The organism is Synechococcus sp. H55.8 (genome assembly GCF_047462375.1).
Taxonomy (GTDB): domain Bacteria; phylum Cyanobacteriota; class Cyanobacteriia; order Thermostichales; family Thermostichaceae; genus Thermostichus.
On sequence record NZ_JANSJC010000005.1, the window covers coordinates 16,803 to 39,268 of the forward strand.

Below are 22,466 nucleotides of genomic sequence, written 5' to 3' on the forward strand. Positions count from 1 at the left end.
CATCCAAACGGATGAAACACTGCCCTCAGCCCGACTTCATGCCCATACTTCACAGAGAAAAGCTGAAGTGGTGGAGGGGTCACCCAATGGGCGGAGCGTGAGCCCCTTATCATAACTTAATTATAGTTGCATTTCTCGGCTTAAACGCATGAGATCCAGCGTAGAGCTCCCCCAGCTCAATTGCCACCGCTACTGCCGAAAAGCGCACTGCCCTCGGGACAGTCTCTGCCGGCGAAGCCGGCAACCCATCCATCCTCAAGGTCTAGAGGGTCTAAACTTGAGAAGCAATGTTTTAAGTCATCTGTTAAGTGATCGGATGAGCCGTTCCCGTTCACATATTCTATTCGGCTTGCTGGCGGAGAAGCTCCCCGAAAAGTTAGATTTACCGAACCTACTGACTCCTGGCAGGATGGGCGCTGCTCAGATGCTTGGGATCGCCTTTGCGATGCCAGACGCCACGCTGACCGGGGAAAGAGTTTCAATCTTGGCGCTGACGGTGCTGCTGGCCATCGGCTTATTCTTTTTTCTGCGAGCCTCTGGCAAAGACCGCGTTGAAGCTCGTCTCTATTTTAGCAGTCGCAGCCTGGAGGAAATGGGATCCCTTCTCCGAAAGCACCTGGAAGAGCGGGCCTATTGCTTGCAGTCTGCCGATGCGGAGGGGATCGCCACCTTTGCGGGGCAGGCGCGGGCCAGCACCGGGTTGGCCGTTTTTTTGACGGGGCTGGCGGGGGCGGGGCTGGCCTGTCTGGCTTTGGTGCTGCAGGTGCTGGAGCCGGACTGGGGAGCCTGGCCCTGGACACTGCTGTTGGTCTCTCCTTGGGCGGGCTGGTACTACTGGCGGCGCAGCCACCGCCCGGAGCAGATCCGCCTGAGGTTGCAAGCGGCGGACTCGCCCCCCGGATCCCTGCTGTGGGTGGAGGGGCACCGGGATGAGCTGGAGGTGCTGGCCATTACCTTGGGGCTGCAAGAACGGGATCTGGAGCGGGGATAGACCTAGAGCTCCTTGGGAAAGGGGGGAGCCGGGAGCAAGGACAGTTGATCCCCTTGGGCGGGAGCGACGATCCCATCGGTCTCAGAGTCTTGTTCAGCCTGTTTTTTCTTGGCGGAGAGGCGGCTTTTCCCTTGGTTGCGCAGGCCCAGGCCGATGCGGCTGTGTTGTTCCACCAGGGCCAGCACCTGTTGGGCCCGCTCGATCACCGGCTGGGGCAGGCCGGCCATGCGCCCCACCTCGATGCCGTAGGAGCGGTCGGCTCCCCCCGGCTGCACCTGGTGCAAAAAGATGATGCGATCCCGGAGCTCTTTGACCACCACCTGGAAGTTGGCCACGTTGGGCAGCAGCGTCTCCAGTTGGTTGAGCTCGTGGTAGTGGGTGGCAAAGATCGTGCGGGCGCGCACCTGGGTGGCCAGGTACTCCGCTACCGCCCAGGCAATAGAGAGGCCGTCAAAGGTGGCGGTGCCGCGGCCAATCTCGTCCAAGAGCACCAGGGAGCGCTCGCCGGCGTGGTTGAGGATGTTGGCCGTCTCGTTCATCTCCACCATGAAGGTGGACTGTCCCGTGGCCAGGTCATCCACGGCGCCGATGCGGGTAAACACGCGGTCGCACAGGCCCAGCTCCGCCCGCCGCGCCGGGACAAAGCTGCCCATCTGGGCCAGGATCTGGATCAGCCCAATCTGGCGCAAGTAGGTGGACTTGCCGGACATGTTGGGGCCGGTGAGGACGATGAGATCCGGGCCGTGGGGGGATCCCAGGCGCACCGAGTTGGGGACAAACAGGCCCTGGGGCAAAGATTTCTCCACCACCGGGTGGCGACCCTCTTCGATGATTAAACGGCGATCTGCAGTGATCACCGGGCGGGTGTAGCCCTGCTGCACGGCCACCTCGGCTAGGCCAAACAGAGCATCGACGGCGGCCAGGGTCTGGGCCACCTGGCGGATGGCGGCAGCTTGGGATCCCGCCTCTTGGCGCAACTGCACAAACAGCTCGTACTCCCGCTGGTTGATGTCGGTTTGGGCGGTGAGGATGCGGGCTTCTTTTTCTTTGAGCTCGGGGGTGATGAAGCGCTCTTCGTTGGTGAGCGTCTGCTTGCGGATGTACTCCTTGGGCACCTGCTGCGCCTTGGCGCGGCTGATGCTGAGGTAGTAGCCAAAGGCCTTGTTGAAGCCCACTTTGAGGGTGGGGATGCCGGTGCGCTCGCGCTCGGTTTTCTCCAACTGGGCAATCCATTGGCGGTCTTGCTCCACCTGCTGCCGCAGCCTGTCCAGCTCAGCATCCACCCCAGGCCGGATCAGCCCCCCTTCGGTGAGAATGGGCGGGGGCGAGGGCAAGAGGGTGTGCTCGATGCGCCGGCCCAGGTCAACCAGAGCGGGATCCACCTGCTGTAGGCTCTGCAGGAGGGGAGTTTGGGCTTCGGCCACCAGCTCGGCCAGTTGGGGCAGTTTGCCCAGGGAGGATCCCAGGGCCACCAGCTCGCGCGGGTTGGCAGTGCCGGAGGCGACGCGGTTGGCCAGCCGCTCCAGGTCGTAGAGAGAGTCCAGCAGGGATCCCAGGCGGGTGCGCAGGGAGGGGTTTTCCAAGAGCTCCTGGATGGTGTCCTGGCGAAGGCGGATTTGCTCTCGATCCCGCAAAGGCTGCAGCAGCCAGCGGCGCAGGGTGCGCCCGCCCATGGCGGTGCGGCTGTGATCCAAGACCCAGAGCAGGGATCCGACAAAGGCCCCCTCGCGGATGGTCTGGGTCAGCTCCAGGTTGCGGCGGGTTTGGGCGTCCAATATTAGGTAGTCGGTGAGCTGGTAGGTGCGGGGCGGGCGCAGGAGCGGATGGCCCCCTTGGGGAGAGGGCTGCACCAGATTCTTTTGCGTCTCTTCCAGATAGTGGAGCAATCCCCCTGCCGCCCGAATGGCCAGCGGCAGCCCCTCGCAGCCCAAGCCCTCCAGGGAGCGCAGGCCATAGGTCTGCAGTAGGTTGTCCCGCGCCACCGCTAGCTCAAAGGGCTCCGCCGGGCGCAGGGTATAGGCGTACTGGCCGGGTAGGCCCAGGGGGGCTTGGGGATCCCCAGGCCGCATCAGGCCCAGGCCCAGCCCCTCTTCGGTGGGCAGCAGGATCTCCGCCGGCTGCAGCCGGGCCAGCTCCTGTTCTAGCTGCTCTTGCCCCTCACTCTGGCAGACCCAGAACTCGCCGGTGGAAATGTCGGCATAGGCCAGGCCCCAGGCGGTTTGCTTGGAGCCTCGCAGGCGGACAATGGCCGCCAGGTAGTTGTTTTGCCGCGCCTGCAGCAGCTCCTCCTCGATGACCGTGCCGGGGGTGATCACCCGCGTCACTTCCCGCCGCACCAAGCCTTTGGCTTGATCCGCCGGCTCCATCTGGTCGCAGACGGCCAGGGCATACCCTTTGGCCACCAACTGGGCGGCATAGCGGTCAAAGGCGTGGTAAGGGATCCCGCACATGGGCACCCGCCCGATGGCCCCCGCCTCTCGCCCGGTGAGCACCAGCTCCAGCTCCCGCGACACCAGTTGCGCGTCCTGGAAAAACATCTCGTAGAAATCCCCCAGGCGGTAGAGCAGGATGGCGTGGGGGTATTGCCGCTTTAGCTCTACGTAGTGCTGCATCATGGGGGTGAGCAGGGCGGGATCCACCTGCAGGGCATCCCAGGTGGGCTCAGGGGCAGCGGAAGAAGTCATAGCGCCAATACTTCAAGACGGCTCTGTCCAACCCAAGCTAGCCGGCTTCGGCCATTTTATTGGGGATCTTCCCCCCTCTCCTTGGGCAGCTCAGTGAAGGCAGACTTTGGTTTCGGGGAACAAGCCGGCCTAGGCGGCTGGGAGTGCCGATCCATCTCCCCTTGGCTCAAAGGGGGTCGAAGACTTATTAAAACTAACTTGCAATAGCCAAGAAAGCCTGTTATTCTGACAGCTACGTTTTTATTGAATCTAAGTCTCAACAAGCTAAGAAGCTCGGCAGGTTAGGGCTGCGCCGGGGTGGGTCTGGGTGCGCTGGCGAGCCGGCTGGGGCTGTCTTGTCTTGGGGATCTCCCCCTCTTAAAAGTCCAGAGGTTTGCGATGTTGGCCAAGCAAGAGCGTCTGTCATCAGGAGTTGACCCGGAGACCCGCTGGGGGCAGGCCAGGCGGATCCGCTCGCCGGTCGGCTTGATGGTTTTGCTACTGGGTGTCATCCTCTTGCTGCTTTGGATCTCAATTGCCTTGGGATCCGTTCCCATAACTTTTTCGGAGCTGTGGCAGGCCCTGTGGGGGCAAGGGGATCCGATCCGGCAGACCATTGTCTGGCAGTTGCGGCTGCCGCGGGCGCTTTTGGCCCAGTTGCTAGGGGCAGCCTTGGGGATGGCGGGGGCCCTGTTGCAGGGGATGTTGGGCAATGGGCTGGCGGATCCCTACCTGCTGGGCATCTCGGCGGGGGCGGGCCTGGCGGCCGTAGCGCTGCTCACCTGGGGGGAGTGGACGGCTTGGGTGCCCTTGGCAGCTTGGGTGGGCGGCGTGCTGACCACGGTGTTGGTGTATGGGCTGGCGCGCACCCGCTCCGGGCTGGCGGTGGAACGGCTGATCCTGGCGGGAGTGGCTGTCAGCGCCCTCTTTGGGGCGATCAGCTCTGCTTTGTTGCTCCTGGCCGATGAGCGGGTCCAGGTGGCCCTGACGTGGTTGATCGGCAGCCTGAGCGGGCGGGGTTGGCCGGAGGTGCGGGTGGCCGGGGTGTATATCCTGGTCGGGCTGGGGCTGGGCTGGGCGCAGGCGCGGGCTTTGAACCTGCTGGGCCTAGGAGAAGAGATGGCGGTGAGCTTGGGGATCCCGTTGGTGCGGACGCGGGTGACCATCGGCTTGGTGGCGGCTTTGTTGGCGGCGGCAGTCGTCAGCGTGGGGGGGTTGATCGGCTTTGTGGGGTTGGTGGTGCCCCACATGGTGCGCCAGGGGGTGGGATCGGATCACCGCTGGCTGTTGCCCCTTTCTGCCTTGGCGGGGGCGGCTCTGTTAAGCGGCGCCGATCTCCTCGCCCGGCTGGGGGCTGTAGAGCTGCCGGTGGGGATCGTCACGGCGTTGATGGGGGCGCCGTTTTTCGGCTGGCTGCTGCGGCAGCAGGAGGCGGGGCAATGAGGGCGGGCCGGCCGATTTTGCAGGCCGAGGCGCTGAGCGGGGGCTATGGCTCGCATCAGGTGATCCGGCAGGTGAGCTTCAGCCTGCAGGCGGGGGACTGGCTGAGCATTGTCGGCCCCAATGGCTCAGGCAAATCGACCCTGCTGCGGCTACTCAGCCGAGTGTTGGTTCCGCAGGCGGGGCGCGTACTTTTGGACGGTCGGGATCTGCACACCCAGCTCAGCCCGCAACAGGTGGCGCGGCAGTTGGCCCTTTTGCCCCAGCAGCCGCGGATCCCGACAGGGCTGACGGTGCGGCAATTGGTGAGCTTGGGGCGTTCTCCTCACCAGCCCTGGTGGGCGTGGCAGTTGCCGCGGGCAGATCAGCAGCGGGTGGAATGGGCGCTGGAGCAGACGGGACTGGGATCCCTGGCCCTGCGGCGGGTGGAAACGCTCTCCGGCGGCGAGCGGCAACGGGCCTTTCTGGCGCTAGCCCTGGTGCAGGAGCCGCAGGTGCTGCTGTTGGACGAGCCCACCACGTTTTTGGATCTGCGCCACCAACTGGAGCTGCTGGAGCTGTTGCGACGGCTGCAGCAGGAGCAGGGGCTGACGGTGGTTAGCGTGCTGCACGATCTAAACCTGGCCATTCGCTACAGCCGGCGGGTGGCTCTGCTGGGATCCGGACAGTTGCAGGCCCTGGGATCCCCGCAGGCGGCCTTGACTGCTGAGAGGGTGCGGCAGGTGTTTGGCCTAGAGGTGGAGTGGATCCCAACGCCGGTGGGGCTCCAGCTTTGCCCCTTGCGCAGCGCAGACCCGGCAAGGCCCCTCTGGCTGGGAGGAAAGGGTGTTGAGGCGAAGGTTTGACTTGTTTCTGGTGGTTTTTGGGAGAGTGAGAAGTTATGCGAGTAACCGGCTGTGGCTGGAAGGCAGTGAGTTTGGGGCTGTGTCTGGGGCTGAGTTGGGGATCCCTGGCCCAGGCGCAACCCGCGGCTCGGATTCCTGAGACTCCTTTGCTGGCCCAGGCCACCCCTCGGGGGGCCACCACCATCCAAGAGCAGATTCGCGAGCTAGAAGCCCAGATCGAAGCTGCCCGTCGGCGGGGGGATCAGGCGGAAGTGGAGCGGCTGCAAGCGGATCTGCAGGTGTTGCAGCAGGGCACCCCTGTCTTCAACCTGCAGCAGGTTACAGTCACCGGCACCCGCACTGAGCGCACCCTGGCCGACTCGCCGGCCAGCATCACCGTCATCGACCGGGAGCGCCTGCGGCGGGAGCTCATCCAGAACATCCAGGATCTGGTGCGCTACGAGCCGGGGGTGAGCGTGCGGCGAAATGTCCGCTATGGACTGCAAGACTTCAACATCCGCGGCCTTGACGCCAACCGGGTGCTGATCCAAGTGGACGGGATCCGGCAGCCGGAGCAGTTTTCCTTTGGCCCCTTCAACATCGGGCGGGACACCTTTGAGCTGGAGACCCTGAAGACGGTGGAGATCATCCGCGGCCCTGCTTCCACCCTCTACGGCAGCGATGCCCTGGGGGGCGTGGTAACCTACACTACTCTAGATCCAGTGGATCTGCTGGGGGAACGGGACAGCCATGTGGGCCTCTCCAGCCAGTACGACAGCAAAAACCAAGGCTTTGTCAACACCCTCAGCTTGGCGGGCCGCCAGGGGAACCTGGAAGCCCTGCTCATCTACACCCGCCGCGACGCCAGGGAGCCGGATATCAAGGCGGATCCCAGTTTCAAAGATCGGCAAACGGTGGAGGGGGACAACGTTTTGGCCAAGCTGGTTTACCGCTTCAGCCCCTTGGAAAGCCTCACCTTGACCGGCGAGTACTTCAACAGCCGCACCACCACCACGTTCTCGCGGCGCAACCTGGATCCCGCCGTCAGCTTATTTAGGGAAACCATCGACACCGAGCGCAGCCGCCTCAGTTTGGAGTATCGCTACGCCAACCCAGAGAATCCCGCTTTTGAGCTGGCCACTGTCCAGATCTACTACCAGCCCGCCCGCACCCGCGAGCCCAGTGTAGAGGAGCGCACCCTCACGGTGCAAGGCCGACCCGTACCGGTGCGGCGGGATACCTTCAACGAGCTGGTCAGCAACATTTTGGGAGCCAGCCTGCAGGCCCAAAGCCGCTTCCAAGCCGGGGATCTCTCCCACCGCCTGGTGTATGGGATGGAGATCTCCACCACCCGCAACGAGCGACCTCGCAACCGTTTTCAGACCAATCTGCAAACTGGAGCAGTAACCCAAAACATTCCCCCAGATACCTTTCCCACCAAAGATTTTCCCGACTCGGACACCGTGCGCTTTGGGCTGTATGTGCAGGATGAGATCGACTTTGGCGGCGGCAACTTGACTCTGATCCCCGGCATCCGCTACGACACCTACAACCTCACCCCCAGCCCCGATGAAGCTTTCTTGAAAAGCGGGTCAGAAGCGGCCAGCCTCTTTGCCGATGCCGTCTCCCCCAAGCTGGGCCTAGTGTGGAGGATTAACCCCAACCTCACCTTTACGGCCCAGTACAACACCGGCTTTCGCGCTCCCCAATACAACGAGATCAACAGCGGCTTTACCAACCTGGTCAGCCCGGTTTTCCGCTATCGCACCCTCTCCAACCCCAACTTGCGCCCGGAAACCAGCCAGGGCTTTGAAGTGGGTTTGCGAGGGATCTACCCGCAGGCCAGCTTCAGCTTGGCGGCCTACTACAACACCTACAACGACTTTATCGAGGCATTCCGGGAGGTGGGATCCGAGCCCTCACCCCCCGGCCCCCCCGGCAGCCCGCCGCCCCCGCCGGTCATCCTGTTCCAGAGCCAAAACATCAGCCGCGCCCGTATCTACGGCGTAGAGGCGACAGGACAATATTTCTTTAGCCCCGACCTAACCGGTTGGAGCCTAAACGGCAGCTTTGCCTGGGCGGTGGGGGACAATCTTACAGAAAACAAGCCCCTGCTTTCAATCGAGCCGCTGACGGCGGTGCTGGGGCTGCACTACGACGATCCCAGCCAGGTGTGGGGGGCGAGGTTGGTGGCCACGCTGGTGGCGGATCCGCGGGATCCGCAGCGGGAGGTGGTGCGACCCAACCCCAACGCTCCCCCGCAGATTCCCTTTGTGCCCAGCGGCTATACGGTGGTGGATCTGCTGGGCTACTACAACCTAGACGACAACTGGCAGCTCAATTTCGGGGTGTTCAACCTCTTCGACGAGCGGTATTTTCTCTACTCCGAAACCCGCACCCTCTTTGTTGGCCCTGAAGTGGAGCGGCGGGCCCAGCCGGGGCGCCATGTGGCCCTCAGCTTCTCCAGCCGCTTCTAGGACTCCCCGCCAGACGTGCCCATCGAGATAGCCCCGAGCCATGCTCGCCAAACCCCCCACTCGCACCGACCGGGGATCCGCTTCTTTGCAGAGGGGCTCCCACCCTCGGCTTTTGTGGCGCCTGCAGATGGGGTATTGGCAGCAGGCAGGCATGGCCTACGGGGTGGGTCTGGCCTGGCTGGAGCTGGGCCTGTGGGGGGTGGCGCGGGGCCAGAGCTCTGAGGGGCTGCGCTGGATTGGCTGGGGCGAGAAGCTGCTCAGGGCGGCCCTGCTGGCGGGCTATTGCTCCCTTGCTCTCTCGGTTGCCTGCACCTCGCTGGAGGATCTCCCTGAATTGCCTGGGCAAAGTCGGGAGCTCCGCCCGCTGCGCTGGGAGACTTTGCTCTCGCTGCTTTTGCATCTGTTGGGGCTGCTGGGGTGGGGATCCCGACCTCTGAGAGAACCCGAAGTGCGGATCCCGGTCACGCTGTGGCTGGAGGATCCCCCGCCGGCCCCGCTTGAGGCGGCTGCAGAATCAGCTCTGCCTGACCCAGCGGAGGAGCCGACCCAGCCGGCCTCGGAATCCCCCCCTGCGGCTGCCCCACTCCCGCCCGATCCTGCACCCCAGCAGATTCAAGCTTCTTCACTGACAACCTTGCCAACGCCGCCCCCCACGCCTGTTCCCACGGCGAAGCTGGGGCCGACCCCTACACCCACGCCGATGGCCGCCCCAACCCCTCCGCCGCCCTCCCCAACACCGACGGTCACCCCCTCACCGCAGCAGCCCCCTCCAACTCCGGTGGCTACCCCCACGGCCGCACCTGTGGCCAACAGGCCGCCCTCTGGGGCTGCTACGAGCGCTCCCATTCCCCGCTTCACCCCCCTCATCCAAGGGATCCGTTCGGGTGGCGGGGGCACTGCCGGGAGCAAGGGATCCGAATCCAGCGCTCCTGGGAGGGGTGTCGTTGCTGGCCTCGGTGGATCCCAGGCGCAGGGGTCTGCGCCGACAGCAGGAGAAGGGGCTGGGGAGGCTTCCACTCCTACCTCCTCGCCTGCAGCAGTGGCTGCCAATCCGGACATCCTGGCCCGCCCCATTCCGGGTCGCAACCCGCCGCCACAGTACCCTCCCCAAGCCCGCCGCCTCGGCCAGCAAGGCCAAGTGCTGTTGCGGGCCAGGGTGGATGCCCAAGGGCAGGTGCAGCAGGTGGAAATTGTCTCTTCTAGCGGCTTCCCAGCCCTGGACAGGGCCGCACAAGAGGCGGTGCAAAGGTGGCAGTTTAGCCCCGCCTTGAGAAACAACACCCCGATTGAGTCGTGGGTGACGGTGCCGATTCAATTTACCCTCAATTGACTGTTTTGGAGATTGTCCATGCCGTCTTCTCTTTCTCGCCGTCAACTTTTTGTCCTTGGCCTGGCCAGCCTGGGGGTCTGGGGGATGGGTCGCCAGGCCCAAAGCCAGATCCCGCCAGCTCCGGTTCGGCGAGTGGCCAGCCTCACCTCCTTGACCGCCGATATTCTCTATCGCCTGGCCCCGGACAAACTGGTGGGGATCCCGGCCGGACGTTTGCTGGAGGCGGATCCCCGCTTTCAGGGCATAACTCGGCTGGGGCTGGGCAACCAACCTAACCTGGAGCCAATCGTGGCCCTGCAACCGGACTGGGTGGTGGGGGCCAGTGGCTTGCACACGGCTCTGGCAGAACGATTGCAGGCATTGGGGATCCCCACCTATCTCACGCAGGTGGACAGTTGGGCTGCCCTGGAAGCAACCATCGCCACTCTGGCTGCGGCTGTGGGAGTGGATCCGGATCCCTTGCTGCGGGAGTACGGATCGCTTTTGCCCCAGGAGCTGCCCCCGGTTCGCCCCAAAACCCTGCTTTTGGTCGGCACCCAGCCGATTCTTGCTCCCAACCGGCAAAGCTGGGCCGGGGATCTGCTGGAGCGCTTTGGCGCCGACAACCTAACGGCTGCCCTGCAAAGCCAAGGGCAATTTCGCGGCTATGTCACCCTTGCGGCAGAGCGCATCCTGGAAGCCAACCCCGAGGTTTTGTTGGTGGTCAACCCGGAGGCGGCGGATCCCTTGGCGTTTTTCCGGGCCCGCCCCTTTTGGAACCAGTTGAAAGCCGTTCAAACCCAGAGGGTCTATGGATTTGACTACTACGGCTTGGTCAACCCCGGCAACCTAGAGAAAATTAGAGCGGCCTGCGAGCAGTTGGCCCGCGTTTTTTTGGAGGGCTGACCCAAGGGAACGCGGGAGATGGCCTTTTTGCTTGAAAAATTAAAAAATTATTGTTGAAATACCTTTCTAGTCCAAGCTGTAGCGGGTGAGGCGCTGCACCTGATCGGAGCTGAGGCCCAGCTCTTGGGCAATCTGGGCAGCCACCCGATTCGGATCCAGCTCCGGAAATTCAAATTCCAGCTTGCGCAAATGGGGATTGGTGGTCGTCACCTCCACCTTAGTGTAGCCACGGGAGCGGCGGATCTCCGCTTGGATGGAGAGAATATCCAGGGTTAGGATGGCTTGCTGCTGGCTGCGAATGGCCAAAGGCTGCGCCTGCGGGCGGGGACGGCTCAGCACTTGGCCGGTCACCCATTCTCCACCCACCCCAAACAGGATCCCGGCCAGGGGCAAGACCAGCCAGAAGTCGGCCCCCAAGCTGGGCCAGAGCGCTCCGCGCCGCTTACGCGACTGAAGAAGCTTGAAGAGGTTCGCCATGCCTTGAGGGATCCGGGAAACAGCTTTTCTCCGCCATCCTAGCCTGGCAGAGTGGGATCGGTGGGTAGCAAGCGGGACATGCGCATTTTGTTGGTGGAAGACGACCCGGAGCAGTTGGAGCCTTTGCAGGCTGCTTTGGCCAAGTGCGGCCATGTGGTGGACTGCGCCAGCGAAGGGGAGACGGCCGCTTGGCTGATGGAGGAGAAAGCCTACGATCTCCTCATCTTGGATTGGATGCTGCCAGGATCCAGTGGGATCCAACTCTGTCGACAGTACCGCCGCTTGGGGGGATGCGCACCGGTGCTGATGTTAACCGCCAAGGATGCCACATCGGACATCGTGCAGGGGTTGGATGCGGGGGCAGACGACTACCTGGTCAAGCCGGTGGATCTCCTAGAGCTGCTGGCGCGGGTGCGGGCGTTGGGGCGCCGTTCCCCCCAATGGCAAGGCGACAGCCTCAGCCTCGGATCCTTGCAGTTGCATCTGGCCAGCCTCATCCTGGAGCGGCAGGGGCGGCAAGTGCAGCTTTCGGGCAAAGAGTTTCAGTTGATGGAATACCTGATGCGCCATCCCAACCAGGTGCTCAGTCGCGGCCAGATCGAACAGGCGGTGTGGGAGTGGGGCTGTGAGCCGGAAAGCAATGCCGTGGCGGCGCTGGTGCGGCGGTTGCGGTTACGGTTAAAGGAGGTGGAGGCCCAGGATTGGCTGGAGTCGGTGTATGGCCAGGGGTACCGGCTGCGCATCCCCTCCCCGGCAGCAGACCCATAGAAGCAGTTCCTTAGGGGTGGCATGGAGGCCAAAAGAGCCGGGCCAAAGCATTCTCTCCCGCGGCTGGGCTGGGACTGGGCTTCTCTGAGGCCAACTCTTCAGCAGCACCTGAGCCGGAAGGCCGCGACAGAAGAGGCAGGGCTGTTTCAGCACAGCCGCCGTCGCTTGGCCCGCAGCTTTGCCGGGGTGATGGGCGGGATCCTGGTGGTGTTTGCCGCCCTCTTTTACCGCTTGGAAGTGGAGAACCGGTTGCAGGCTTTTGACGAGGAGCTGCAGGGTCAAGCCCGGATTATGGCAGCCGCCATCAAGTACGAGCTGCGCCAGGGGCAGTGGCGGCTGGTCTTGAACGAAGTGCCTTTCTTGGGGAGCAAAACCCAGCCCCTCGAGCATCACCTGGCCTACGTGCGCTGGTTCGATGCCGCCGAGCCCGGTGGGGCAGAGCCGCTGGGATCCCTGCGCCAATACACGGGATCCCCCCCTCCGCTGGAGCTGTTGGCTGGCTCTCCCCACCACCTGTCCTTGGGGTTTGAGACGGTGGCGGAGGAAGGGGGCAGGCTGCTGCGCCAGCTCACCCTGCCGGTGCAACAGGAGGAGCAGATCCTGGGCTACTTGCAACTGGCGGTGCCCCTGGAGCCGCTGCAACTGAGCTTGGGCCGGCTGCGCTGGGGGCTGGGGATCGGGATCCCGCTGACGCTGGGGTTGATCGGCGGGGCCGGCTGGATCTTGGGGGGGCTGGCCATGCAGCCGATTCGCCGCTCCTACGAGCAGTTGCAGCGCTTTACCGCCGATGCTGCCCACGAGTTGCGCGCCCCCCTGGCCGCCCTGATGAGCAATGCCCAGATGGCTCTGCTTGCCCCGGAAGAAGCACAACCCCGTTTGGAAAAAGTGGTGAGCAGCGCCCGCCGCCTCAGTGGGTTAATCGATACGTTGCTGCAGTTGGCCCGCCAGCAGGGATCCCTGCCTTGGGAGGATCTGCCCCTGGTGGATTTGCGGGAGCTGGTGCAGGAGCTGGGCGAACAATACCGGCCCCAAGCGGAGTCCCTGGGGCTTCGCTGGCAATGCGACCTGCCGGGGCCTGCTGGGAAATGGCGGGTGCGCGGGGAAGCGGCTCTGCTGCGGCAGGCGGTTGAAAACCTGCTGCGCAATGCCCTGCAGTACACCCCCGCCGGCGGCACGGTGCAACTGAGCCTGGAAAGCCGGCACCATTGCGTTTGCATCCACGTGAGGGACACGGGCCTCGGCATCCCGCCTGAGCACTTGCCCCACCTGTTCGAGCGGTTTTACCGGGTGGACACGGCCCGCGCCCGCCATACAGGGGGATTTGGGCTGGGCCTGGCCTTGGCCCACCAGATCGTCACCGCCCATCGGGGATCCCTGCGGGTGGCCAGCCAAGTGGGAGAGGGGTCGGTGTTTACAGTGGAGCTGCCCTTGTCATCTTCACGTCATTTTCTTTCGCCATCCTCAGGATAGGCCGCAAGGGAAAGCCCACTGAGCCAACCCCAAACCGGCTTGTCCTGTCGATTGGAGTTTGTAACCATGACGATTCGTGCTTCCTTCACCGGTGCCCTCGGCTGTTCCCTGCCGATTTTGCTGCTCCTCACTCCCCTGGTGCTGGGATCCCCGGCGCAAGCCCAGCGGGGCCGCCGCCCGGCTCTTGGAACCGCAGCCCCCGTGCCAATGCAGCCGAGTTGGCAGAGCCCGCGGGAGCTGGAGCGGGCCAGCCACGACCTGGCCAAAGCCCAGCGGCACCTGGCGGAAGCCAGCTTCTTCGCCCAGCGGGGATCCTCTCCGGAAGCCGCCCGTCTCCTGGAGCTGAGCCGCCAGAGCTTGGCCGAGGCCCAGAACGCTCTGCAAAGGGGGAATGTCTTCGCCGTCCGCGAGCAGGCCAAAGCGGCGGAAAACTTGGCCAAAGCCGCCAAGGCGCTCTACGAAGCGGAGTTGGGCTTTGGGATCCGTCCTGGCCGTTCCTTCTTTGAGGCCCCCTTGCGCGCCCAAGAGTCCCTCAGCCGGCTGCAGGCGGAGATGGCCTTCGCCAACATCACCGCCGGCCCTGTGGCCGAGCTGCAGCAGCAAGCCCAGCAGTTGTTGAGCAGGGTCAATACCGATCCGGGCAGCTACACCTTCGCCGACTACAGCCGCAGCAAGGCTGCCCACCACTCGGCCCGCGCTGCGTTGCATCTGTTGGCGGCAGAGCGCCTGAGCGGTTTGGGATCCCTGGGCAGCCTCTAAGCGCCCCCTGGTTGAGGCAGCCCGCTCTCTTCTCCTAACCCTGCAGCAGTTGCGTTAGAGTAAAGGCCCCCGCCGCGGGGGCCGTTCTTGTTCCCAGAAATCCAGAGTCAATAGCCCACCCTCGTCGAGTGTACCTGCGTTTTCTGCACCTGTGGCACTTCCGCAACTACCGGGATCAGGGGATCCCCTTCGAGGCGCCCAAGACCATCCTGGTGGGGGAGAACGCCCAGGGCAAGACCAACCTTTTGGAGGCAGTGGAGCTCTTGGCCACCTTGCGCTCGCGGCGGGCCAGCCGGGATCGGGAGCTGGTGCAGCAGGGGGAAGAGAAGGCGCGGATTGCCGCCACCGTGGAACGGCTGGGGGTGGCCCACGAGCTGGCAATGGAGCTGCGCAGCCAGGGGGGGCGATCCCTGAGGGTTAACGGCCAGGTGCTACGGCGACAATCTGACTTTTTGGGGCAGGTGAGTGCCGTGGTGTTCTCCAGCCTGGATCTGGAGCTGGTGCGAGGGGGGCCAGAGGCGCGGCGCCATTGGCTAGACGGGGTGTTAATCCAACTGGAGCCTGTTTATGCCGACTTGGTGGAGCAGTATCGCCAGATCCTCAAGCAGCGCAATGCCCTCTTGAAGCAGGATCCCAAGGATTCCATCCCGCCGACGCAAGGAGCCGCCAGCAACAAAGCTTCTCAGATGGCCTTCTGGGACGCACAACTGGCCACCAGCGGCAGTCGTATCGTGCGCCGTCGCGCCCGGCTGTTGCAGCGGCTAGAACCCCTGGCCGCCCGCTGGCACCAAACCATCAGCGGCGGACGGGAGACCCTCAGCCTCACCTATCGCCCCCAGGTGCCCCTGCCGGATCCCCAGGCCGATCCCGCGGCGGTTCAGGCCCAATTCTTGGCAGAGATCCGCGCCAAGGCTGCTGCCGAACAGGCTTTGGGCACTTCCCTGGTCGGCCCCCACCGGGACGAGGTGGAGCTGAGCCTCGACGGACGGCTGGCTCGTGCCTACGGATCCCAGGGGCAGCAGCGCACCTTGGTCTTGGCCCTCAAACTGGCGGAGCTGGAGCTGATTGAGCAGGTGAAGGGGGATCCGCCCTTGCTGCTGTTGGACGACGTGCTGGCGGAGCTGGATCTGCACCGCCAAAACCAGCTCTTAGGGGCCATTCAAGAGCGGGTGCAAACTTTGGTTACCACCACCCACCTAGGATCCTTTGACACCGCTTGGCTTAAGGGAGCGCAAATCCTTCACGTGCACCAGGGGCAGATCTCTCCCTCCCCCGCCTCACTCCCCTTGGCTTAAAGCAAGCCAATCCCCCAGCATACTCCCCTCTCCCTCTGGGAGAGGGGCCGGGGGTGAGGGCTGACTCCCTCTGGGAGAGGGGCCGGGGGTGAGGGTGCCTCTGGGAGAGGGGCCGAGGGTGGTCGTGTGAGCGGCGCGGAGCGCTTGGGCTCAGAGCCGCCCGCGATCCAGGCTGCGATACTGAATCGCCTCGGCGAGGTGGGTGGGGGCGATGGCCTCGGCGCCCTCCAGGTCGGCGATGGTGCGGGCCACCTTGAGAATGCGGTCGCTCCCCCGCGCAGAGAGGCCCAACTTTTGGATGGCGCTCTCCAAGAGTTTGCGACAGGGATCCGAGAGGGTACACCACTGCCGCAGATGGCGAGATTGCATCTGGGCGTTGCAGTGGATCCCGGGTTCGTCCTGGAAGCGCTGCCGTTGGCGTTGCCGCGCCCGTTCCACCCGCTGCCGCACCGCTTGGGAGGATTCGCCACCCTGCGCGCGGACAATTTCTTCCGGCTTGAGGCGGTTGACCCGCACCTGCAAGTCGATGCGATCCAACAGCGGCCCGGAGAGCTTGGACCAGTAGCGCTCCCGCTGCTGCGGCGTACAGGTGCAGGGCTGGACGGGATCCCCGTAGAAGCCGCAGGGGCAGGGGTTGGTGGAGGCCACCAGGGTGGTTTGGGCGGGAAACTCTAAAGAAACGCGGGCGCGGGAGATGGTGACTTTGCCATCTTCCAAAGGCTGGCGCAGCACCTCCAGCACCTCGCGGCGAAACTCGGTCAGCTCGTCCAAGTACAGAATGCCGCGGTGGGCCAGCGAGATCTCACCGGGTTTGGGGTAGGGGCCACCACCCACCAGCGCCACGGAAGAAGCCGAATGGTGGGGAGCCCGAAAGGGCCGCTGGGCGATCAGGGCGGTCTGTCCGCCCAGGTGGAGATTTTGCCGCAACAGGCCGGCTGCCGAGTAGATGCGGGTAATTTCTAACATTTCTTCCCACTGCAGCCGGGGTAAAATGCCGGGCAGACGCCGCGCCAGCATGGTTTTGCCCGCTCCCGGACTGCCCACCAGCAACAGGTTGTGCCCGCCGGCCGCCGCGATCTCCAAGGCCCGTCGGGCGTGTTCTTGTCCCTTCACGTCGGCCAAATCCAGCAGGGGTTCCGCCTCAGTTGGCAGCATCTGCTCCGGCTGGATCCGCACCGGCTCGACCCCTTCCGGGTTTTGCAGCCAGCTCACCACCGCCGCCAAAGAGGGCAGCCCATACACCTGGATCCCTTGCACCAACGCTCCTTCCGGGCCGTTTTCCCGGGGCACCACCAGGCGGCGGATCCCCATCTCGGCGGCGCTGGCGGCGATGGGCAAAACTCCTGCCACGGGACGCAGGGTGCCATCCAGGGCCAATTCCCCCAGCATCAGGGTGTTGGCCAGCGCTTCTCCCTCAACCACTCCTGCGGCTGCCAGAATGCCGATGGCGATGGGCAGATCGAAGCTGGGGCCTTCTTTGCGCAGATCGGCGGGGGCCAAGTTAACAATGATCCGCCGCTGCGGCAGGGCAAAGCCGGAGTTCTTGATGGCCGCCCGCACCCGCTCTTTGGCCTCTTGAACGGCCGTGTCGGGCAGCCCCACCAGGGTGATCTGGGGCAGCCCACCGCCAACGTCCACCTCCACCGTAACCCGCACGGCCTTGAGTCCCAGCAGAGCAGCGGAGGTCACTTGGGCAAACAAGAAGATCGCCTCCACGAGCATCTCAACTCATCCTGGCAGAAGTTTTGGCGGCACGCCCCCCGCCCGCCCAATCCAGCGCTTTCCCCCAGCTGCATTCCCGAAAGGAGAACGTCACAATCAACGTTGAGAACGCCCATCGAGCCGCTCCCCCATCTCGTCCTCGTCATCGGGCTGCGTGAGATTGCGTGTGGATTCCTCTCCTGCAATGGGATCCCTTCCTGATCCAGAACTGTTTTATATGCTGAGCTCCGATGGGCGATTGGGGGCGTTGGGGGGTGACTGGGAAGCCTGCCTGGGCTACACGCCTGCCGAGTTAGGGAAGCTACCGACCCCTCTGGTGGAAAGGCGCTTGGGCTGGTCAAGCAGTTCGCGTCAGCGGGACGGAGTCCTCTCTGTTGATCGGAAGCGCCCGCCCTGTGCTCCACAGCCCCCCTCGCCGAACAGCGACGGCGATAAGGTTGGATCCTCAACTCTCCTCTCTGCCCAGCAGCGCTATTTGGTCACCCCAGTTGAGAACCAACAGCGCCTTCTCTGGAAACCCCCAGCCGCCAGCAGATCTATTACCAGCAGATCTATTGGTAGAGCTATACAGCCTGTGGAGCCAGCCGCGTTTACGTGTTTGAGTCGGGTAAGCTGATGCAGGTGATGAACAATTTGCTCTCCAATGCCGCTAAATTTTCCCTGTTGGGAGAAACCGTCCGCATCTGGGCCGAGCTGGTTCCAGAAGGAATCCGGGCCTGTGTGCAGGATCGCGGGCCGGGGATCCCGGAGGCGTTTCGGACCTGCATTTTCCAAAAGTTCGCCCAAGCTGATGCTTCCGATACGCGGCAGAAGGGGGAGACGGGCTTGGGTCTGGGCATCAGCAAAGCGATTGTGGAGCGATCTGGCGGCAGCATGGACTTTGTGTCTACACCGGATCAGCCGGGTACTACCTTACCATTCGCGCCTTGGTGGGAGCAAAAAGCAGGCGCGCCCTTCTGGGCCAACTGAGGGAGAACCCTTATCTCTAGGAGGCTGATCCCGGTGGTCTTTCCTGCTTCTGAACCTTCCTTGGGTCTTTCTTCGGGCTCCCCTGAGTTCGACAATCTTGACGATCTTGGGGAACAGGTGCAGCGGTTTGCCCGGCGCTACCGGGGGCAGGTGGCGCAACTCAGCCCGCCAGAGCTGGCGGCGGCACTTCAGGAGTTGGCCAAGCTGACGCAAAGGATGCAAGGGATCCTGTCTGAGGCCAAAACCACGGCTGGCGCGGCAGAGGCAGCTTGGCAGAGGCTGGAGCAGGTCATCTTTTTCCAAAACCAGCTGTTGTTTTTCCCTCTGGAGCTGCAATCTCTACCTGCCGTTCCTGCCACTGGCCCGGCGGAAGGTGCTCCCCACAACCCAGAGGGTCAACGCCCAGGCGAGCCCGAGCTGCAGCCCTTTCGCCAATTCTTGTGTCGCCTCCGCCATCAGCAGGGCCACCAACAGCCCGAGCCTCTGGAGCGCCTGCTCCACCAACAGTACCTGACAGGACGGTTGGCTTGGCGGCAGTTGTGGCAGGTGACCCTGAACCCGCCTACGGCGCTCCCAGATCACACCCTCGTTCGGCTCCAGAGCTTAGAGACCCACAGCAGCGCCGAAATCCGTTGGGATGCCTATCAGCGACTGGGTCAGTACCTAGAGGCCCATGCGGAGCTGGGGGGATTTATCCTCAGCACCCTGATCCGCGACCACCTGTGGGAGGCCCAATGGCGGGGCTATGACTGTGTTGCCGAGCTGTACCTGGCTCGCCACGGCCTGACTCAAACCTTTTTGGAGAACCTACTGGAAGGGATCCGCGATCGGTTTGACCTGTTCCAGCGCTACTACCGGCTCAAAAGCCGAACAATGGGGCGTTCCATCCGCATCTGCGATTTGCATGCCCCCTGGGAGGATCCCGTCCCCCTCTTGACTGCTGCCGAGGCCACCTCTCTGGTCTGGGCTGCTTTGCAGGACTTTTGCCCCGAGTGTGCGGCCCAGGCCAAACCCTGGCTACTCGAAGTCGGCTCTGAAGCAGACCAGCCCGAGTCCTCGCCCAGACCGGGAGAAACGGGATTCCTGTTGCAGACCCTTGCGGCCATCAGCCGGCGGCTCCGGCCTGAGGATCCCCAAGTTTGGCTGGATCTGGAGGAGATGCAGGGGAGGGGCTACGCACCGTCGGCGCAAATGTGGGGCGTGCAGGTTCACACCGCCCTTTTGCAGCAGATATTCCTGGATCACCTGGTCGCCTCGGCAATGGGATCCCCTCGCTCTGCTCCTTACGATCCAGAGGGGCAGCGTGCCGGCAGCCTGAAGTTGGCCCAGGCCGTGTTGATAGGCCATCTGGAGGCGCAGTTGCAGGCGGTGTTTTACCAGAGCTTGATCGGTCGGCTGGAGCTGCTCCTGTATCGGTCGGGGATCCCGGAAAACGGTGCAACCTTTCCCCTCTGGGTGAGCGAGGAGTGGCTGAAACTGTGTCAAGAGCTGTGCGGAGATGCGGTGGAATTGTTGCCGGAACACCAGTTCCGCTGGGTGGGGATGCCGGAGCTGTTTCTCCGCCCCTTCAGCGCCTATCAAGCCAGCCTTGCCAGCTTGGTGGCCATGGCCTGCCACCGTCGCTATCGTAGTTCTCCGCGCAACTTTCTGCCCCACTACCTCCACTGGCTGGCCAGCCCGCCCGGATCCCTGACTCTGGAAGAGACCACCCAAAGGCTACAGGCGGATCTGAGCGATCCGGAGGGGGTGTTACAGGCGCTGGAGGAACTGGAGCATTGGATCGAAACGCTCGAAAAGCTGCTGGAAGAGGATCCAGATCACTAGGTTCTGAATAAACTACCCCACCGCGTAGGCGGATGGGGTTTAAGGACTCCGTCCCGCTGTCGCGGACAGAGAGCAAGCAAGCCCCGGCCCCCCCGTATACAGGGGGAAAGAGGGGGTACAGTGCGGGGCTCCTGCGGCTTCTAGCTGACAGATTCTCCAAGCCATCCACGCTCACCGCTTGCCCAAGCCCAGCGCCTTTTCCACCTGTTTGGCCGCGTAGGCCATGGCAAAGCAGCAGATGAAGTAGATCACGCCGATCACAAACAGCACCTCCCGCTGAGTGCCCAGCCAATTGGGGTTGGTGAACACGACCCGACCTGCCTGCAGCAGGTCGATCAGGCCGATGATGAACACCAGGGAAGTGTCTTTAAAAAGGGTGAGGAACTCGTTCACCAGAGCTGGAACGGCTGCCCGCAACGCCTGGGGCAAAATCACCAAAGCCGTCACTTGAAACGGGTTCAAGCCCAGCGCCCGTGCTGCTTCTAGCTGTCCCAGGGGGATCGACTGCAGGCCGCCCCGCACATCCTCGGCCACATACACGGCTGTGAACAAGATAAAGGCCACCTCCGCCCGGATGATCAAGTTGACGCTGATGCCCCCCAAAAAGAAGGGCACCAACAGCCAGGCGGCAAACAGAATGGTGGTCAGAGGTAACCCCCGCACCAGCTCGATCACCAGTGTGCAGAAGATTCGGATTACCGGCAGCGCCCGATTGGCCCGACCCAGCGCCAGCAGCACTCCAATGGGGAAACCAATGATCATGGCGGCTGCTGCCAAGATCAGGGTCAGCAGCAGTCCCGACAGTTGCTCAGAGCGCACCGCCGGCCAGTTGGGGCCCAGCTCGCCCAGCAGCAGCTCCAGGCAGAGGGGCAAGATCAAGGCCCAAACCCAGATGGAGGGCAGCCGCCAGGCTTCTCGACCGCGGCTGAGGGCAACAGCGGCAAAGGTCACTCCAGAGCAAGCGGCCAGCCACCCCTGCGATTGGGTTCCCAAAGGCAGGAAAGCAGCCAAGCCCATGGCGGCTCCCAAGAGGATGAGGTAGTGCAGCAGCACACCGCCCCAAGCTCCTCCGGCTACCCCTAAGGTGGCCAGCACAACCCCCAACACAGCCCACACCCGCCACAGTTGGTCGCTGGGGTAGGTGCCGGTGGTCAAGATCTTGAGGTTGGCCGGGATCACCTCCCAGCGGGCTTGGGTAAAAGCCCAGTTCCAGAACAGGGAAAGGGCCCAAGCCAACACCCAGGCGGAGGCCAAGGTGAGCAGGGTGCTTAGCCAGGAGTCGAACAGGTTGCGGCGTATCCACCCCAGAGGACTGGGTTGGTCCGCGGGGGGTTCGCCAGGCGAGAGAGTGCTGGACATGGGCTAGCGCTCCACCAACTTGACGCGGGCATTGAGCCAGTTCATGCCGTAGGAAACCAGCAGATTGATTCCCAAATAGGCAGCCATGAGGATGGCGAACATCTCCACCGAGCGTCCCGACTGGTTGATGATGGTGCTGCTGATGTTGAACAGGTCAGAAAAACCGACGGCGATGGCCAAGCTGGAGTTCTTGATCAGGGTAAGATACTGAGTGTTCAAGGAAGGGATCATGATCCGCAGCGCCTGCGGCACGATCACCAGGCGAAAGGTTTCCAGCTCTGACAGGCCGATGGCTCGGGCCGCCTCCCACTGCCCCCGCGGCACCGCCAAAAAGGATCCCCGCACCACTTCGGCGATGTAGCAGCCGGTGTAGGTGACCAGGCCCAGCATCATGGCGGTAAACTCTGCCGAAAGCTGGATCCCACCCCGGAAGTTAAAGCGCTCCAGCACCGGCACATCCAGCCGCAGCGGTGGTTCGGGGAAGAGCACCCAGCAGGCCACCGCCAGCAGCGCCACCCCCCCGGCCACCCACAGGTTTCGCTGCCGGGATCCCAGCTCGGGCCGGCGGGCCAGCAGCAACCTGTGGATCCCCCACCCGGCCCCGATCAAGATGGCCAGCGTGGGAACCAGCCAGCCACTGGGATCCAAGCCGGGCAGCTTGACTCCCCGTTGGTTGATGAACACCAGCCCGCCGAGAGAGAGGCTGTTGCGCACCCCTGGCAGGGTGAGGATCACCCCCTGGTACCAGAAGATCACGATCAACAGCACCGGCACGTTGCGAAAGATCTCGGTGACCACTGCGGCCAACTGGCGGGCCAGCCAGTTGCTGGAGAGGCGGGCCATCCCCAAAACAAAGCCCATCGCCGTCGCCAAGACAATGCTGACGGCGGACAGCCAGAGGGTGTTCAGGGCTCCCACCAGCAGGGCCTTCAGGTAGCTCTCGGAAGGGTCGTAGGGGATCAGCCCCTCGGTGATGCCGAAGTTGGCGGAGTTGCCCAAAAAGCGAAACCCCAAGCTGATGCCCAGGCGGCGCAAGCTGGCGAGGAGATTCTGGGTGAGGATCCCAAACACCAGCAACACAGCCACGACAAAGGCCGCCTGCAGCAGGATCTTCAGGATGCGCTCATCCCGCCACCAAGGGGGGCGCAGGTGGGGCTGGTCAGATAGAGCGGTCATGAGGCGCGAGCGAAAGTCCAAGATAGAGGGCCAGGGA

General features: G+C 63.7%; 17 protein-coding genes. 12 read left to right on the forward strand and 5 right to left on the reverse strand.

Going from position 1 to position 22,466, the window contains the following annotated elements:
- The first annotated feature begins 445 nt into the window (after positions 1-445).
- Complete coding sequence (locus NW862_RS03500) at positions 446-991, forward strand: cofactor assembly of complex C subunit B (protein ID WP_414332338.1); 546 nt, start codon at positions 446-448, stop codon at positions 989-991.
- A 2-nt stretch (positions 992-993) separates the two neighbouring features.
- Here the strand turns inward: NW862_RS03500 and mutS are convergent, their stop codons facing one another.
- Positions 994-3,675: a DNA mismatch repair protein MutS gene (gene mutS / locus NW862_RS03505; protein ID WP_414332340.1), complete on the reverse strand. Its 2,682-nt coding sequence runs from the start codon at positions 3,673-3,675 to the stop codon at positions 994-996.
- A gap of 378 nt (positions 3,676-4,053) precedes the next feature.
- Between mutS and NW862_RS03510 the strand changes: the two genes are divergently transcribed.
- The 5 genes from NW862_RS03510 to NW862_RS03530 are packed head-to-tail and all read left to right on the forward strand — an operon-like array spanning position 4,054 to position 10,610.
- Entirely contained in the window at positions 4,054-5,097 is a 1,044-nt protein-coding gene (locus tag NW862_RS03510; RefSeq protein WP_414332342.1) for a FecCD family ABC transporter permease, read from the forward strand.
- The gene (locus NW862_RS03515) at positions 5,094-5,939 is read left to right on the forward strand and encodes an ABC transporter ATP-binding protein (protein ID WP_414348831.1); all 846 of its coding nucleotides are present in this window, start codon (positions 5,094-5,096) and stop codon (positions 5,937-5,939) included. The genes NW862_RS03510 and NW862_RS03515 overlap by 4 nt, the downstream gene beginning before the upstream one ends.
- Positions 5,940-5,974: 35 nt before the next feature.
- On the forward strand, positions 5,975-8,395 hold the full coding sequence (locus NW862_RS03520) for a TonB-dependent hemoglobin/transferrin/lactoferrin family receptor (protein WP_414426926.1): 2,421 nt from the start codon (positions 5,975-5,977) through the stop codon (positions 8,393-8,395).
- Positions 8,396-8,435: 40 nt separating this feature from the next.
- Positions 8,436-9,725, forward strand: coding sequence for an energy transducer TonB (locus NW862_RS03525; protein WP_414426927.1), 1,290 nt, complete (start codon positions 8,436-8,438; stop codon positions 9,723-9,725).
- Positions 9,726-9,743: 18 nt separating this feature from the next.
- Positions 9,744-10,610: an ABC transporter substrate-binding protein gene (locus NW862_RS03530; protein WP_414332350.1), complete on the forward strand. Its 867-nt coding sequence runs from the start codon at positions 9,744-9,746 to the stop codon at positions 10,608-10,610.
- Positions 10,611-10,676: 66 nt separating this feature from the next.
- On the opposite strand, the gene NW862_RS03535 is transcribed toward NW862_RS03530, so the two are convergent.
- On the reverse strand, positions 10,677-11,087 hold the full coding sequence (locus tag NW862_RS03535) for a hypothetical protein (RefSeq protein WP_414332352.1): 411 nt from the start codon (positions 11,085-11,087) through the stop codon (positions 10,677-10,679).
- Positions 11,088-11,165: 78 nt separating this feature from the next.
- Here NW862_RS03535 and rppA point away from each other — a divergent pair, with 78 nt between their 5' ends.
- The 4 genes from rppA to recF all read left to right on the forward strand — a co-directional run bounded on the left by rppA (position 11,166) and on the right by recF (position 15,379).
- A complete protein-coding gene (rppA, locus tag NW862_RS03540) occupies positions 11,166-11,855 on the forward strand; it encodes a two-component system response regulator RppA (RefSeq protein WP_414332354.1) in 690 nt (229 codons plus the stop codon).
- Positions 11,856-11,876: 21 nt separating this feature from the next.
- Positions 11,877-13,325 (forward strand): sensor histidine kinase, encoded by a 1,449-nt coding sequence (locus NW862_RS03545; protein WP_414337283.1) that lies wholly within the window; start codon positions 11,877-11,879, stop codon positions 13,323-13,325.
- Positions 13,326-13,391: 66 nt separating this feature from the next.
- Complete coding sequence (locus NW862_RS03550; RefSeq protein WP_414332358.1) at positions 13,392-14,084, forward strand: DNA-binding protein; 693 nt, start codon at positions 13,392-13,394, stop codon at positions 14,082-14,084.
- A gap of 128 nt (positions 14,085-14,212) precedes the next feature.
- A complete protein-coding gene (gene recF, locus NW862_RS03555) occupies positions 14,213-15,379 on the forward strand; it encodes a DNA replication/repair protein RecF (RefSeq protein WP_414332360.1) in 1,167 nt (388 codons plus the stop codon).
- A gap of 150 nt (positions 15,380-15,529) precedes the next feature.
- Here the strand turns inward: recF and NW862_RS03560 are convergent, their stop codons facing one another.
- Positions 15,530-17,080 carry a YifB family Mg chelatase-like AAA ATPase gene (locus NW862_RS03560; protein WP_414426940.1) on the reverse strand — a complete coding sequence of 517 codons (1,551 nt, stop codon included), beginning with the start codon at positions 17,078-17,080 and terminating at the stop codon, positions 15,530-15,532.
- A gap of 615 nt (positions 17,081-17,695) precedes the next feature.
- Between NW862_RS03560 and NW862_RS03565 the strand changes: the two genes are divergently transcribed.
- Together NW862_RS03565 and NW862_RS03570 are read left to right on the forward strand one after the other, a co-directional pair.
- Positions 17,696-18,070: a sensor histidine kinase gene (locus tag NW862_RS03565; protein WP_414332362.1), complete on the forward strand. Its 375-nt coding sequence runs from the start codon at positions 17,696-17,698 to the stop codon at positions 18,068-18,070.
- Between the two features lie 33 nt (positions 18,071-18,103).
- The gene (locus NW862_RS03570; protein ID WP_414332364.1) at positions 18,104-19,894 is read left to right on the forward strand and encodes a peptidase M3; all 1,791 of its coding nucleotides are present in this window, start codon (positions 18,104-18,106) and stop codon (positions 19,892-19,894) included.
- A 171-nt stretch (positions 19,895-20,065) separates the two neighbouring features.
- Here NW862_RS03570 and NW862_RS03575 read toward each other — a convergent pair whose 3' ends face one another.
- The gene (locus tag NW862_RS03575) at positions 20,066-21,253 is read right to left on the reverse strand and encodes an amino acid ABC transporter permease (RefSeq protein WP_414348523.1); all 1,188 of its coding nucleotides are present in this window, start codon (positions 21,251-21,253) and stop codon (positions 20,066-20,068) included.
- A gap of 3 nt (positions 21,254-21,256) precedes the next feature.
- The gene (locus NW862_RS03580) at positions 21,257-22,450 is read right to left on the reverse strand and encodes an amino acid ABC transporter permease (protein ID WP_414332368.1); all 1,194 of its coding nucleotides are present in this window, start codon (positions 22,448-22,450) and stop codon (positions 21,257-21,259) included.
- Between the last annotated feature and the right edge of the window lie 16 nt (positions 22,451-22,466).